Source organism: Candidatus Leptovillus gracilis (genome assembly GCA_016716065.1).
GTDB classification, from domain to species: Bacteria; Chloroflexota; Anaerolineae; order Promineifilales; family Promineifilaceae; genus Leptovillus; species Leptovillus gracilis.
In genome coordinates this window covers 85,231-99,906 of record JADJXA010000027.1, presented here as the reverse complement: position 1 = coordinate 99,906, position 14,676 = coordinate 85,231, and the positions used below count along the sequence as shown (strand labels likewise).

Below are 14,676 nucleotides of genomic sequence, written 5' to 3'. Positions count from 1 at the left end.
AGAGGCACGGCAAAGCAGGTGACATGATTACCCTGCTCTGTGAAACCCTCAATCACCTTTTGCAAGATGACGCGGCTCACAGCCAACGAGTCGTCCCGCTCATGGAGCAGCAAAGTGGTACTGTCAACGACAATTAGAATGACCCGTCTTGTCATCTACCAGCTGCTACCCGGCCCTCCACAATCCGGCTAACGTTGGCCGCGACCAAACTATCCAAGCGGAATTGACATTTCTTTTGCCGGTTATATAATTGATACTATCAATAATTAATACTATCAATTAACAGGAAACTGTATGCAAGAAGGTGAATTTTTTCCCATCGCTGCCGACATTCAGCTCTACGCCGCACTCCTACTTAAGTTCTTTAATCAGGGGCTTGAAGCGCGGCTGCGCGAGCAAGGCGAAACCCTGAGCAGTTTACAATATGGCATCCTCCGTATGCTGCAATTTGAAACTTTGACCATCAGTGAGATCAGCCAGCGGCTGGGGCTGGACCCATCCGCGTTGGTCCGGGCCATTGACGCACTGGAGCGCAAAAGATTGGCCGAGCGGGGCAGCGACCCACGCGACCGGCGACGCAATCCTGTCCACATTACAGACAAAGGGAAAGATCTGATGGTCGCTGTGCCCATCATTACCCCCCAGGACCCTACCTGGCAGGCTTTGGCGGCAATGGGGTTGGAAACTGCCGTGCAACTGCGCAATTTGCTGCGCCAACTGATCCAACAATTCCCAGAAGGGCGGATGGTTGTGGAAATCGCCGCTATTCCGCCTGACCTGGAGCAATTTATATTAGGGGAGCAAGACAGTGAACCATTTAGCGGACAGCGTGATTGACGTTGAAGACTTATGTAAACAATATCCGGGCGTCCGGGCGGTGGACGGCATCTCCTTCACTGTTCACCGGGGCGAAATCTTTGGTATGGTTGGCCCAAACGGAGCCGGGAAGACAACTGCCATCGAGTGCATTGAAGGATTGAGACAGCCGGACAGTGGTCGAATCCAGGTGTTGGGACGGGAGCCATGTCGGGACGGCTATGCCCTGCGAGAACAGATCGGCATCCAGTTTCAGACTGCTGCTTTGCCCGCCCGAATCAAAGTGCTGGAGGCGTTGGACCTGTTTGCTGCCTTTTACCCTCACTCCGTTGACACACGCCACTTGCTGAACCAAATGGGGCTTGCCGATAAAGAAAATCACTATCTTGCCAAACTTTCCGGCGGCCAGCGCCAGCGCGTCTTCATTGCCCTGGCCCTGGTGAACGACCCGGAACTTATCTTTCTGGATGAACTAACAACCGGGCTAGACCCGCAGTCGCGGCGAAACATGTGGGATATGGTGCAAGGCATTCGGCAGCAAGGCAAAACCGTATACCTGACCACCCACTTCATGGAAGAGGCCGAGCGATTGTGCGACCGCGTAGCAATTATTGATCGGGGGAAAATCGTGGCGCTTGATACACCCGCTAACCTCATCGCCTCGCTGCCGGCCGAGAGCCGCGTGAGCTTCACAGTAGCAGACCCATTCGACGAAGAAATGATGCGGCAGGTATCCGGGTTTACCCGTGTGGAGCGATTGGGCCAACGCCTGGTTGTTTATGGGCCAAAGGAAATGCTGCTCAGCAGTGTTGTCCATGCGCTGGAGGCCAATCAAACGCCATTTACTGACTTGCGTACTGAACACCCAACGTTGGAGGATGTGTTTTTGACTCTGACCGGTAGGGAGATGAGGGATTAAAATGATACAGAGGTCTGCGGCACAGAAGCTTGTGGTCGTGCAAGCGAAATTATATTTGCGGGAACCAATGGCAGTATTTTTTACGCTGTTATTTGCCCCGTTGCTGTTGGTGGTAATGGGGTTCATCTTTGGCAACGAGCCAATGCCCATGTTTGGCGGTCTTGGACAATTAGACGTTTACGCGCCGACGTATGCCGCCATTGTGATTGCCGTGGTTGGGTTAACGGCCGTGCCCATCGAAACATCGGCACGAAGGGATGCGGGCGTACTGCGCCGTTTTCGCGCCACCCCCTTACGCCCCTGACCTATCTTGTCAGCGACGTGATGGTCTATTTTGTCATGATTCTACTCGGCATTTTGCTGTTGTTCACACTGGGCATTGGCGTCTACAGGGTTCAGTTTGCCGGGAACCCCTTCCTCTTGCTGGCCGGTATTGGCCTTAGCGCCGCCGCTTTTCTGGCTCTAGGCTACGTGATTGCCAGTTTGGCGCCCAACACGCGGATAGCGACGGTGATGGGCAACGTATTGTTCATCCCCATGATGATGCTGTCGGGTATCACGCTGCCCCTGGAGATGATGCCGGAGACTGTTCGCAATGTAGCCCGTTTTATCCCCCTGACTCACGTTACCACTTTACTGCGAGGCTTATGGTTTGGGGAGCCTATCAACCAGCATGTGACGGAAATCGTGGTACTTGTCGGTATCTTGGTTGGGGGAATCATTGTTGCGGCCCGGACATTTCGGTGGGAGTGACAGTCGTCAAACTGCGCAGCCACGAACGGCGCTAACGAATGGCACTTAAATAACTTGTCTATTTGCTGTGGCCGGTCTCGCGCTCGTGCCACCGGCGCCACGCAGTTAATTAACGCCAGGCCAGCGTCTCCCGCAGCGCCTGATTCAGCGGCGTGGCTTGCAGCCCAAACGCCTTTTCTGCTTTGGACGTGTCTACCACAAAGGGGGCCGTCCACTCGTACATCATCTCCATCGTCTCCGCCATAGACTTATTGAACAGTCCCAACAAGCGCATCATCAGCGGGCCAGCCGTGCGGCTTTTAACCGGTTGACCCAACTCTGCGGCAATCAGCCGCACTAATTCCGCCTGGGTGATGGGCGGATTGCTAGGCGCAAACCAGACCTGCCCCAGCGCTTCTTCGCGTGTGCCCAAAGTCGCCAACAGCCGGCCGAAATCCTTGACGTAGGTGAAGGTATGCGGCTGGTCGGTTTTGCCGAGCAAGTTAACTGGCTTGCCCGCTACGGCCGGGCGAATGGCATAATCGGTCAGCGCCGTGTCGTAGGGGCCAAAGAAATCGCTGGCGCGGCCAATGGCGGCGCGGATTTTGCCGCTGACGTGGGCGTCCAGCACTTCCTGGGCCATGGCGGCGCGCACTTTGCCTTTTTGGGTGTGAGGGTTGACGGGAGAATCTTCGCGCAAGGGGCCGCTGGGACGGCCGTACATATACAAATTATCACCCACCACCAATTTCGCCCCGTTGGCTGCTGCTCCCTCCAGAATGGCGCGCTGCAAAGGGGGGAACTTTTCCGCCCATTCGTGGTAGTGGGGTTGGGCGCATTGGTAAACGGCCGTCGCCCCCTGCGTCACTTCTCGATTCTGCGCCAGGTCATAGGCATCGCTGGCGACGATTTGCGCCCCGGCCGGGGCGTCGGCCATCTGGCCAGAGCGGTTGACCAGGCGGACGATATGACCCATTTCGAGCAAAGCTGTTGCAGTGTAACGCCCCAGGGGGCCGGCTCCGAAAACGACGTGTAGGTTGGTCATGGTTTTATCTCTGGTTTGTTTGTCCGTTGGTTAGTCAGGCGGTTCCGGCGAAGCGTTTTTCCACATCGGCACGGCGCAGCGGGCCGCCGTGTCCGACGTAGAAAGTTTGTACCCCGGCGGCCAACAGGCTGCGGATACTGCTTTGAACGGCCGTTACATCCTCAGCAAAATAATGGTAGTTGGGGCGCGCGCCAAATAGGGCGCCACCCATCACGCCGCCCATCATCACATCGCCGACAACGGCCGTGCCATCCGCCAGCAGCAGTGCAATAGAGCCGGCGGTGTGCCCAGGCGTGGGCAAAATACACCCCTCAACCCCAAATGAATTCAGGTCAAAGGCGTTGTCGAGGAGTAGATCGGGAGTAACGGCCGGGAAAGGCCGGTTAATTTTATCCTCTTCACCAGGCATTCCCATATCCACCAAGATGGTTTTGTGGCCGCGCACCAGGTAAGCATTGGAAAAACTGAGTTTGATCTGGGTAATGTTCATGTGGTCACCACGGTTATCAATTGTTGGGTCAACCGCGCCAACTCATGTTGGTACAGCGCCCCTGAATCAACGACAAAAGAGGGAAACTGGCCGCCAATCTCCAGCGAAACCAGGCCATGCACCTGCGCCCACATCATCAGCGCCAGGTAAAGCGCCGTGGACGATACGTTTGCGGCGCGACCGCTTTGCCATTGGCACAGCATCGCGTCTACCTCCGGCGGCATGGGCACAATTTGCAAAACTTGCAACTCGCCGGCCGCATCTGCCGCCGCCAGCACGTCCACAATGACTGTCAGGCTGCGTGCGGCGGCCGGGCCGGTAATTTCCAGTGGCGCGTGGTATCCAGCAATGGGCGTGCCAAAGATGAGTTGGTAGCGCTCCGGGTAGGTGATAGCCCATGTCCGGTAAGCCTGGCCCAAAGCCAACAGCCGCGCTTTGTGATTGGCAGAGGGTAGATCGGCAACGGCCGTTTCCTGCGCATCGGCAAACGAATCAAACGCCGCCACGATCAGCGCCGTCACCAGGGCATCCCGGTCAGGGAAATAGTTGTAGATGGCCGGGGCAGTGATATGCAGATCGCGGGCAATGGCCCGCAGCGAAAGGGCAGGCGCGCCATCGTTGGCAATTTGCGCCCAGGCGGCGGTCATGATGCGCTCGCGTAAATCCGTTTGTTGCTCGTTTTTCTTGGGTCGCGCCATAAGATCCTCGCAAATAGTTCTACATCGTTAATTTACATCATAAATATACACCGTAAAGTTATCTTGTCAATAAGGCGAAGACAACCTGGCCTGGCGGCTGCCCTACAGCCGCGGCTACGACCCGGCCCCCGGACTGGTGGTCAGGCCAATGATGCCACACGAGCGATTCCGCTACTCGAGGGATTTGACTTTGACGGTGTGATAACTGACCGGCAGGCGAGACGCCTGCGCCCCCAGGGTTTCCATTCGTGGCGGTGGGTGCAGCCCACGCATGAGGTCTCCCTTGTGAATTTCGGTGTCATTTTCCCTCAGTGTAACTGTGTTGTTATGGTAGAATCGGGGCAGCGACCAAGACCCGAAGGTTGCTCATCTGGTATTGTGAACATGCCACCAGTTAGAGCCGCTGTGGTTTAGCGACGGGTTTCGTCGTTACAATTTTTTTGGGCAGGATTTTTATGCACTATAAACTTCATCATTTCCTGGTGGGAATTCTGGTGGTGTTGGCGCTGGCGCGGTGTGGTGGCAGCGCAGGGGAAACGGCCGTCATTACCCCCGCCCCCATCGCCACTGTACCGGCCGTGCTAGAAAACAACGTTGAACCTATCGTCGTCCCGGCAGCGCAAGACAAACCAGCAGCGGCAACGGCCGTAGCCCTGCCCGCCACCTTGCCGCCAACCAATACACCTGTATTGGCCACAACCACGGCAACGGCCGTGCCCCCCACACCAACCCCCACTCCCATCCCCGTCAACGACATCCCTGTCACCGACTTTATCATCTTGCCGCCGGCCGTGCGGCAGCATCTACACGAAATTTACGCCGTCGGCCAGGCGCAGGGGCGTGACAGCCAAACCTTCTCCAAACTGGGCGACTCTACTAGCCTGAATCCCAACTTCATGGGCAAATTCGACAATCCGGCTGGCTATAACCTCGGCGATTACGCCTATTTGCAGCCGACCATTGACCAGTACAAAGGCCACTTCGCCCGCTACGGCGTGGCCGCGCGCAATGGCCTGCACTCCTGGTCGGTCTTCGACCCGATGTGGGCCGATAAAAAATGGTGCGAAGCCAACGAAGACGTGTTAACCTGCGAATTTCGCCTGAACAATCCCAGCATCCTCTTTGCCAAGCTCGGTTCCAACGACGCCGGCGCGCCCTCTGGCTACCGCTACAACATGCGCCAGGTGGTGGAATTTGCCATCGCCAACGGCGTTATCCCCATCCTCGTCACCAAAGCAGACCGCATCGAAGGGCCAGACAACATCAACAACCAAATCCTGCGCGAATTGGCCGCCGAATACAACATCCCCTTACTCGATTTCGACATTATCGCTGCCACACTGCCCAATCGCGGCCTGAAAGAAAACGATGTCCACATGGAAGAACGGGTCGCCCCCCACGACTTTACCCAACCGGACACCTTCCAAAGCGGCCACGCCATCCATGACCTCATCGCCCTGATGATGCTGGACGCCATCCGGCAAGAGCTGTCGCTGCCCAGCCCATAGTTTTCAATGTCCCGTACACTGAACACTGCAAAGATTGGACAAATCTCAGAAGATTTGTCCAATCTAAACGTGCAGATTATTCAAATCTCGTTCCTGAACACGGCTCTCCCCGCGACTTTGGCAAGCTGATTAACCTGCGTTATAATCCTGATTCGGCTCGAAAGCACGACGCTATTCGGCGCGACGGCTGCCGGGCTGCATATCATTTCACTGGAGGATTGTCCAATGCCTTTACAAGTGGCAGAAAAAGCCGAAATTTTTACTGAGTTTGGCGCCCATGAGGGCGACACAGGTTCAGCCGAAGTGCAAATTGCGATGTTTGATCGCCGCATCAAGCAGTTGCAAGAACACCTGAAGCTGCACAAAGACGACGAAAGCTCACGTCGTGGTCTGCTCCGGCTCGTGGGTAAACGGCGGCGTATGCTGGCCTACCTGCGCAAAAAAGACCCGGAACGGTATCGCGCCATCATCAAGCGTCTGGGCTTGCGTCGCTAAAATTTTATTGTCTCAACGGAGGGCGAACGTGAAGTTCGCCCTCCTGTCGTTGACGCCAGGGAGATAGGTTTAGGAATTGGGTAGTGACCCTTACCCAGAATGACCGGTAAGAGCCAGTCCCCAGTCCCTAACCCCCCGGCCTCAACATCTTATCAACCGGTTGAATAGAAACAGGCTGCGCCCAAAATAGTGGCTGTTCCCAGCCGCTGCGGCGCGTCGTTCACAGTCGCTTTGGCTTAACTCCCAGATGGATGGAACCCTTAGCGGCTGCCAGTGGCTGCCCTATTCAACACAAGATGTTTTTGGAGGTTTGCTTTATCATGTTACCTGAACATACCTTTACCACCACCGTGGCCGGTAAGACGATTACTTTTGCCAGCGGCAAATTGGCCGAACAGGCCGGCGGCGCAGTGACCATTCGCGTGGGCGACTGTTTGCTGCTGGCTGTGGCCACCATGTCCAAAAATGTGCGCGAAGGGCTGGACTTTTTCCCGCTGAGCGCCGATTATGAAGAGAAAATGTATGCCGCCGGCCGTATCCCCGGTGGTTTTTTCCGCCGCGAAGGCCGCCCGACCACCGACGCCACGCTGACTTCGCGCCTGATTGATCGCCCGTTACGGCCGTTATTCCCCGACGGTATGCGCAATGAAGTGCAGATCATCGTCACCACGCTTTCTTCGGATGGCGTGCATCGGATGGACATTATGGCCGTCAATGCCGCCAGCGCCGCCCTGACCATTTCCGACATTCCCTGGAATGGGCCGATTGGCGCAGTGCGTGTAGCCTATATTGATGGGCAGTTTGTGGTTAATCCGACCAACGTTGAGATGGAAAACAGCACATTGGATTTGCGCATGGCTGGCAGCCGCGACGCCATCATCATGGTGGAAGCGGGCGCCAACGAAGCGCCCGAAAGCCTGTTTGTCGAGGCGTTGGCCTTTGGCCACCAGGCGATGCAGCCGCTGATTGACGTGCAAGAAGAGATGCGCGCCGCCATCGGCAAGGAAAAGACGGCCGTTACCCTGGCGAGTGTGGATAGTGAATTGGAAACGGCCGTTAAAGCCCGCCTGGCCGGCCGCATCCAACAGATCATCAGCACCACCACCGAACGCGAAGACCGCAACGCCGCCATAGACGCCGTGCGTGAAGAAGTTGTCAACAGCTTCATCACCGCAGATGACACAGCCGACCCCAAAGCGATCCGCGAGATCATCGCCAAAGAGGTGAAAATGGCCGTGCGCCACCAAATCCTCTATGACGGCATCCGTCCCGACGGCCGTGACTACACCACCGTCCGCGCCCTTTCCTCCGAAGTTGGCCTCAGCCCTCGCGCCCACGGCTCCGGCCTCTTCCGCCGCGGCCAGACCCAGGTCCTCTCCATCGTCGCCCTGGGAACCATGCGCGAAGCGCAAAAACTAGACGGCCTGGCCCCCGAAGAGACGGAACGGTACATGCACCATTACAACTTCCCGCCCTTCTCCACCGGCGAAACCTGGCCCCTGCGCGGCCCCAAACGGCGCGAGATCGGCCACGGCGCTCTGGCCGGCAATGCGCTGCGGCCCATGATTCCTTCGCAAGAAGAGTTCCCCTACAGCATTCGCGTCGTTTCCGAAGTGCTGTCCTCCAATGGCTCTACCAGCCAGGCCAGCGTTTGCGCCTCCACCCTGGCCCTGATGGACTGTGGTGTGCCCATTAAGCGCCCGGTAGCTGGCGTGGCCATGGGTCTGATCAGCGATGGCGCAAAATACGCCGTGCTGACGGACATCCAGGGCATGGAAGACCACCTGGGCGACATGGACTTTAAAGTCGCCGGGACCAGCGAAGGCATCACCGCCATCCAGATGGACATTAAAATCAGCGGTCTGACTCAAGAGTTAATGGCCCAGGCATTGGAACAGGCGCGTGTCGGCCGTTTGCAGATTTTGGATTCAATGCTGGCAACGATCAGCGAACCGCGCAAAGAATTAAGCCCCTTTGCGCCGCGCATGTTAACCATCAAGATTGACCCGGACAAAATTGGCGCGGTCATCGGCAAGGGCGGCGCAACCATCCGCAGCCTGGAAGAGACCTACGAAGTGTCTGTGGACATTCAGGAAGACGGCACGATTTATGTGGCCGGTGTGGATGGGCTGAAGGCCGAAGCGGCCGTGGAAGCCATCGGCGCCATGACCAAATCGCCGGAACCGGGCCAGATTTACACCGGCAAAGTGGTGCGTACCACCGAATTTGGCGCGTTTGTGGAATTTATTCCCGGGACCGACGGCCTGGTGCACATCTCCCAAATTTCCAGCGACCACCTGCGCAGCGTCGAAGACGCCATCAAAGTCGGCGACGAGGTGATGGTGATGGTGACGGACATCAGCCCCGAAGGCAAAGTGCGGCTGTCGCGCCGCGCCGTGTTGGAAGGCTGGAGCCTGGACGAGGCCCGCGCCAGTGACAACCCGCGCAGTGGCGGCGGGGGCAATCGCAGTGGTGGCGGCGGCAATCGTGGCGGTGGTGGGTCCAGAGATGGCGGCTCGCGTGACGGCCGTTCCCGCGGCCCACGCCGTTAGGCCCACGCCGTTAGGCCCACGCCGTTAGGCCCACACCGTTAGGCCCACGCCCAATCTTCACCCGATTACCCAATCTTTAAAAGCCCTGCCCTGATGGTCAGGGCTTTTTGCTGAGGTTCTGTTGACTTTGGTCTAGAGTTGTCAAATCTTAAAGATTTGACAACTCTAGAGAGAGACGTTGCACTCCAACGTCTCTACCCGATTTAACACAGCAGGCTGACAAAAATCGTAATCTGATCTTCCGTCACGTTCCCGAAGCTGTCTGTTACCCGCAGCGTAATAGTGTGGGTGGAGCCGCACGAATCCAGTACCAGGATATTGGCCGTAATCGTCGTTACCCCAGTTGTTGGATTCACCGATGGCGTGCCCAACGACCCCTGCCGGTTAGAAAACCACTGCACGTTGAGCGCGCTGGTGGCATCTTCCGGATCATCCACAATACCAGTAAAGGTGATTTGTCTGTACCAATGTGTGCCATTCCAACTGTTGGCCTCGAACGAGGCCCCATTGGCCGGACTGGTAATTTGCGCCGAGGGCGGCAGGTCTATACAAAGCGGATTAGAGGCGCTGAGAATGGTTACGTTGATGCTGTCCTCATCCCACAAACCGCCATCGTCTGTTACCCGCAGCGTAATGACGTGCGCCCCTACACTTAGCGTGCTGATGGGGCGGGTGGCGCCTGTGCCCAAGCCGCCGTTGACGTTGGAACGCCAGGCGAAGGCGCTGTCGGGCACGCCAGCCGGCTGGTTGGGGTCAAACGCCGAACCGCGAAATATGATTGTTTCGCCCTGGCAGAAAGACGCGCTGCTGGCCGGTTGATCAATCGTGGCTGTTGGTGGCGAGTTTTGGATGGTGAAGGTGGCGCTGCGTTCTACGACGGCCGTTCCTGCCGTAACCCGAATGTTGACCGTGTGCGAGCCTTCGCTGAGGTTGCGCACATAGGTCTCCGGGTACAGCAGGTGGGAGCCGCTGTCCAGGTCATAAGTGACACTGTTGACCAGGACGCCATCTACCCGCCACTGCACCTGGGGCGGGATGGCGCTGCCGGTTGTCACATAACCGACGTTGGCGCTCAGGCGCACCGGATGCCCTTTGGGATACGTGCCGCCGTTGGTGGGGGCAGTGAGCGTAGCGTCTATACCCACGCCAATGGCCGACAGCACCGCCTGATAGGCGTTGACGTAACGGTTGACACGGCCGTCTGGACTGCTGTGGGCGGTGGTGCGCATCAGGTCCCATACCTGGTTAGCGTTCAGCGAAGGGTTCGCGGCCCAAATCAGCGCCGCCACGCTGGCGGCATAGGGCGAGGAGAAACTGGTTCCATTCACCATGTCCACAGTAGTTCCTGCGCCAGGAAAGGCCGGGGATTGTCCCCGGTAGACGGTGTATGGGGCGAAGATGTCCACGTCGCGAGGGCCGAAGTTGGAATTGGTGGCGCGCATCTGCGAGTTCCAGCGCAGACCACCGACGCATAACACGCCATCATTTTCACAGGGGGTGTGCCAGGTATGTTCCCAACAGATGCCCAGGAAGCAGTCTTCGCCATCCACGTTTTGCCCGGCATTGCCGGCCGAGGCGAAGAGTAAGACGCCGGAAGCGCGCAGGGCAACGGTGGTCAGCTCGAAGGGCCACACGGTCCAACCGAAGACAGCCGGCACGTTGGCGCTGTAGCTCATGTTGATGATGTCCGCGCCGGCGGTGCGGGCGGCCAACACGGCGGCAATGGAAACCACATAATCATACGAGGTGAAAACGGCGATGGGACGGGCGATGGGTGCGGCCACGCCGACGACGCCGAAGTTGTTATCGGAACGGGCAACGGCCGTTTGCAGCACATCGGTCCCGTGGAAAGGCGCGCTGCCATCTACCCCATTCACGTTGCGCGGGTCGGTGATGAAGGGAATGACCGAGATGTACGTCATGCCGGCCGGAAAATCTGAGTTAGGGAAGTAACCACCGTCCAGGATAGCCAGGTCTACGCGGTTCGCCAATCGGCCGGCCCGCGACATCAGCGTCCACGCTTCTGGTACGCCGATGTTCTGCACGGTTCCTCTGGCAAAGTGCGCCCAGGTGTAGGCATTAGGCGAGTAGACCACCCCGCCTACTTCTGGTCCGGCGGGCGCTTCCTGGCTGTTGGTGGGAATGGCGGCCGTTTCGCTGACCCAGTTGACGCCGACGGTCAGGCCGCCGACTGCTTCTTCGGCTGCCAGGGCAAACACCCGCGCGCCATCATTGCTGGAATAGGCAAAGCGACCGGCTGACCCGATTTCCGGCGGGATCAGGGCGGTGACGTTGGCTGCCAGGCTGCTTAAATCGGCCGTACTCAGGTTGGCGCGTATCAGGTAGATATTTGCCAGGTCACTCAGCCCGGCGTCGGCCGGATTGATTGCCAGCAGAATCTCGCCGCCGGTGCGCGCCACCAGCGCCGCCAGGGCGGCAGCGTCATCGGTTTGCACCACCAATTCGTTGGCGACGAAGGTGCTGACCTGGCCGCGGGGGTCGCGCATGGCGGCCAATGGCCGGGGCGCACCGCCATCCAGCCCTGGCAGTTCAGCCTGAATGGGGGTAACGCTGGGATCAATGACGTAGCTGAATGGTTCGGCGGCAGCCAGACCCGGTTTGCTGATCAGGGGCAAATAGAGATGGTAGGGGAGAGTGGACGGCGAACGGCCGTCTACCCCAAACGGCGCGCTGGCTAACTGCTCAAATTCGCCGGTAGCGCAGGGGTTTAGCGAACAAACGGTGATGGTGTGGTCACCGGTGGGCGCTTCGGCGGGGATGGTGAAGGGCTGGGTAAACGCGCCGCCGTTGGGGATGGGCAGCGTCGCCACGTCTGCTCCGTTCCAGCGAATTGTGCCGGGGTAACCGCCGGGCGTGTAACCGCTGCCAATAAGCTGCACCGGCTCGCCAGCCGGCCCGCTGCTGGGGAAAACGGACAGGGCCGGCGCGCCGCTGAAATCTGGCGCGCGAGCGGGCAGCGACAATGGCGCGGCCCAATTGTTGTTCAGAACGGCCGTTACCTCTTTGTCGCGGAAAGGCGAGACCAGACCAAAAAAGAAGCTGCTGACGCCATTGTTCTGCGCCGGTGAAAAATCGCCGCAGACCGGTGTGGCGAAGGTAAAGGTCAGCCGCCCGGTCGTCAGGTCAATGGCCGATGGCGCGACGCTGCCCAAGCCGCCGCCGGTGACGACAAAACCATGATCCACACTGCCATCACCGTTGTAATCCAGCGGCACCACCGGGCCAAAGTCCAGGGCAAAAGAGGTGATGCAGGCGGGATTGCCCGGCCCTACCAATTCGCGCATGTCTACGCGGTACAGGTAGGGGTAAAGTCCGGCGCCGGCCGTGCCCACTTCCCCACGCGGCCAACCGCGAGATTGCAGGAAGCCGGCGCCGCCCATGCCGTCGAACGTGAACAGGGCAGTGGTATCGTCTACGGTGATGGTGCAGTCGGCGTCGAACAGGCAGTTGATGGCCGGGGCGCTGACATTGACGAATGAAAGCGCCGCTTCGGGGGCGGTTGGCGCTTCGGGGGTCGCGCTGGCCGCCGACCCCTGCGCCACAAAAAAGACGAGCAAGCCGAGGATGATGAGCGCGGCCGCCTGACGAACAAATCGAAAACGATAGGTTTGACTCATAACAATTGTCCTCCAGAGTATGAATTTTTGCCGTTCGGTGATGCTGTGTGAGCGAAGAACGGCCGTTTCTACTCATGAAGACGAATGCCGGTGAGTAAACCTTTCCATCAGTTTTGCCAGGTGGCCCGTCCTGAATAGTCACCAATGTGTCAATTGTATTTAGGACGGGTCATCCAATCTCAATTCCCCTTCTTGATCGGCAAACCGGCCTGCGTCCAGGCCCCCATGCCACCGGCCACGTCGGTGACGGTGTAGCCCGCTTTGGCCAGGCGGCGGGCGGCCATCGGGCTACGGTGGCTGGAAGCGCAAATGGTCAGGATGGGCTTGTCGCGGGGTAGTTCGTCCAGGCGGCGGCCCAAATCGGTGAGGGGGATGAGGAGTGCGCCGGGGACGATGCCGCTTTGGGTTTCGGCCGGCTGGCGCACGTCGAGGATGATCAGGTCGCGTTCAGTTTTCAGGCGGCGCTGCGCTTCCTGAACAGTGATTTGGGGCACTTTCGGCCCGAACAGCCAGTCAAAAATTGCCATAGTTGCTCCAGGGAGGAATTTAATCCAAAGGGACAAAGGACAAAGGGGTTGCGGTTTGGGCAGTTTATGCGATTAACGGCCGTTTCCCCGCCCCCTCACTCCCCCATCAGCGCCACAAAGCGGGCGAACAGTTCGTCCGAGTCGTGGGGGCCAGGAGAGCTTTCCGGGTGGTACTGCACGGAGAAGGCGCGGTAAGCAGGCGCGGCCAGCCCTTCGCAGCATTGGTCGTTAAGATTAATATGCGAAGCGACGACGCCAGCGGGTAAGGCAGCGGCGTCAACGGCAAAGCCGTGATTGTGGCTGGAGATTTGCACCGCGCCGCTTTCGGCCACCTGCACCGGTTGATTGCTGCCGCGATGGCCGAATTTGAGCTTATAGGTCTGCGCCCCCAATGCCAGCCCCAAAATCTGATGCCCCAGGCAGATACCGAAGATGGGCTTCTGCCCCAATAGCTCGCCCACCGCTTCGATGGCGTAAGTGACGGCCGCCGGGTCGCCCGGCCCATTGGAGAGAAAAATGCCATCCGGTTCCAGGGCTAACGCTTTCGCCGCCGTCGTCGTCGCCGGGACCACCGTCACCCGACAGCCATAGGCAGACAACATGCGCAGGATGTTGCGCTTGATGCCAAAATCGTAGGCAACGACGTGGAATTGGCGATTGACGATTGACGATTGGTCCTGAGCTTGCCGAAGGATTGGCGATTGGCGATTGGGCTGCCACAATCCGCCGCTTCGGTCCAGCGGTAGGGTTCGGGGCAGGTGACTTCGCGGGCCAGATCCAGGCCGTTCATGTCGCGGGCGGCGCGGGCCAGGGCCAGGAGACGGTCGGGGTCGGGATCGGCCGTGCTGAAGGCGGCGCGCATCGCTCCATGGGTGCGGATGTGGCGCACCAGGGCGCGTGTGTCCACGTCCGTCATGGCAGCAACGCCGCGTTCGGCCAAATAATCTGGCAGGCTCTGCCGGGCGCGCCAACTGCTAACCACCGGGCTGAGGCTGCGCACCACCAATCCGGCCGGCCAAACGCGGTCGCTTTCGTCGTCTTCCGGCGTGCAGCCGGTGTTGCCGATGTGGGGCATGGTGAAGGTGATGATCTGACCATGATAGGAGGGGTCGGTGAGAATTTCCTGGTAGCCGCTAAGGCTGGTGTTGAAAACAATTTCACCGGTGGCGTCGCCAACTGCGCCAAAGCCGACGCCCGGCCACAACGTGCCATCTTCCAAAGCAAGCAAAGCGTTTTGAAGGTGATCCATTTTCGTC

12 protein-coding genes and 1 pseudogene are annotated in these 14,676 nt (G+C 58.7%); 7 read left to right on the top strand and 6 right to left on the bottom strand.

Annotated features, from left to right (window positions below):
- Nucleotides 1-294 precede the first annotated feature (294 nt).
- From IPM39_29035 to IPM39_29020, 4 genes are all read left to right on the top strand, one after another.
- The gene (locus IPM39_29035) at nt 295-837 is read left to right on the top strand and encodes a MarR family transcriptional regulator (GenBank protein MBK8990061.1); all 543 of its coding nucleotides are present in this window, start codon (nt 295-297) and stop codon (nt 835-837) included.
- A complete protein-coding gene (locus tag IPM39_29030; GenBank protein MBK8990060.1) occupies nt 809-1,735 on the top strand; it encodes an ABC transporter ATP-binding protein in 927 nt (308 codons plus the stop codon). The genes IPM39_29035 and IPM39_29030 overlap by 29 nt, the downstream gene beginning before the upstream one ends.
- A gap of 67 nt (nt 1,736-1,802) precedes the next feature.
- Nucleotides 1,803-2,039 carry a hypothetical protein gene (locus tag IPM39_29025; GenBank protein ID MBK8990059.1) on the top strand — a complete coding sequence of 79 codons (237 nt, stop codon included), beginning with the start codon at nt 1,803-1,805 and terminating at the stop codon, nt 2,037-2,039.
- 20 nt (nt 2,040-2,059) lie between these two features.
- On the top strand, nt 2,060-2,488 hold the full coding sequence (locus tag IPM39_29020; GenBank protein MBK8990058.1) for an ABC transporter permease: 429 nt from the start codon (nt 2,060-2,062) through the stop codon (nt 2,486-2,488).
- Nucleotides 2,489-2,597: 109 nt separating this feature from the next.
- On the opposite strand, the gene IPM39_29015 is transcribed toward IPM39_29020, so the two are convergent.
- The 3 genes from IPM39_29015 to IPM39_29005 are packed head-to-tail and all read right to left on the bottom strand — an operon-like array spanning nt 2,598 to nt 4,700.
- On the bottom strand, nt 2,598-3,512 hold the full coding sequence (locus IPM39_29015; protein MBK8990057.1) for an NAD-dependent epimerase/dehydratase family protein: 915 nt from the start codon (nt 3,510-3,512) through the stop codon (nt 2,598-2,600).
- 34 nt (nt 3,513-3,546) lie between these two features.
- Nucleotides 3,547-4,002, bottom strand: coding sequence for a hypothetical protein (locus tag IPM39_29010; GenBank protein ID MBK8990056.1), 456 nt, complete (start codon nt 4,000-4,002; stop codon nt 3,547-3,549).
- The gene (locus tag IPM39_29005) at nt 3,999-4,700 is read right to left on the bottom strand and encodes a TetR/AcrR family transcriptional regulator (protein MBK8990055.1); all 702 of its coding nucleotides are present in this window, start codon (nt 4,698-4,700) and stop codon (nt 3,999-4,001) included. The genes IPM39_29010 and IPM39_29005 overlap by 4 nt, the downstream gene beginning before the upstream one ends.
- Before the next feature lie 455 nt (nt 4,701-5,155).
- Here IPM39_29005 and IPM39_29000 point away from each other — a divergent pair, with 455 nt between their 5' ends.
- From IPM39_29000 to IPM39_28990, 3 genes are all read left to right on the top strand, one after another.
- A complete protein-coding gene (locus IPM39_29000; protein MBK8990054.1) occupies nt 5,156-6,208 on the top strand; it encodes a hypothetical protein in 1,053 nt (350 codons plus the stop codon).
- 225 nt (nt 6,209-6,433) lie between these two features.
- Nucleotides 6,434-6,703, top strand: coding sequence for a 30S ribosomal protein S15 (gene rpsO / locus IPM39_28995; GenBank protein MBK8990053.1), 270 nt, complete (start codon nt 6,434-6,436; stop codon nt 6,701-6,703).
- A gap of 320 nt (nt 6,704-7,023) precedes the next feature.
- A complete protein-coding gene (locus IPM39_28990; GenBank protein MBK8990052.1) occupies nt 7,024-9,255 on the top strand; it encodes a polyribonucleotide nucleotidyltransferase in 2,232 nt (743 codons plus the stop codon).
- Nucleotides 9,256-9,458: 203 nt separating this feature from the next.
- On the opposite strand, the gene IPM39_28985 is transcribed toward IPM39_28990, so the two are convergent.
- The 3 genes and pseudogenes from IPM39_28985 to carA all read right to left on the bottom strand — a co-directional run bounded on the left by IPM39_28985 (nt 9,459) and on the right by carA (nt 14,669).
- Entirely contained in the window at nt 9,459-12,893 is a 3,435-nt protein-coding gene (locus IPM39_28985) for a S8 family serine peptidase (GenBank protein ID MBK8990051.1), read from the bottom strand.
- 179 nt (nt 12,894-13,072) lie between these two features.
- The gene (locus tag IPM39_28980; GenBank protein MBK8990050.1) at nt 13,073-13,420 is read right to left on the bottom strand and encodes a rhodanese-like domain-containing protein; all 348 of its coding nucleotides are present in this window, start codon (nt 13,418-13,420) and stop codon (nt 13,073-13,075) included.
- A 95-nt stretch (nt 13,421-13,515) separates the two neighbouring features.
- Nucleotides 13,516-14,669 (bottom strand): annotated as a pseudogene (carA, locus tag IPM39_28975) (glutamine-hydrolyzing carbamoyl-phosphate synthase small subunit).
- Nucleotides 14,670-14,676: the final 7 nt, after the last annotated feature.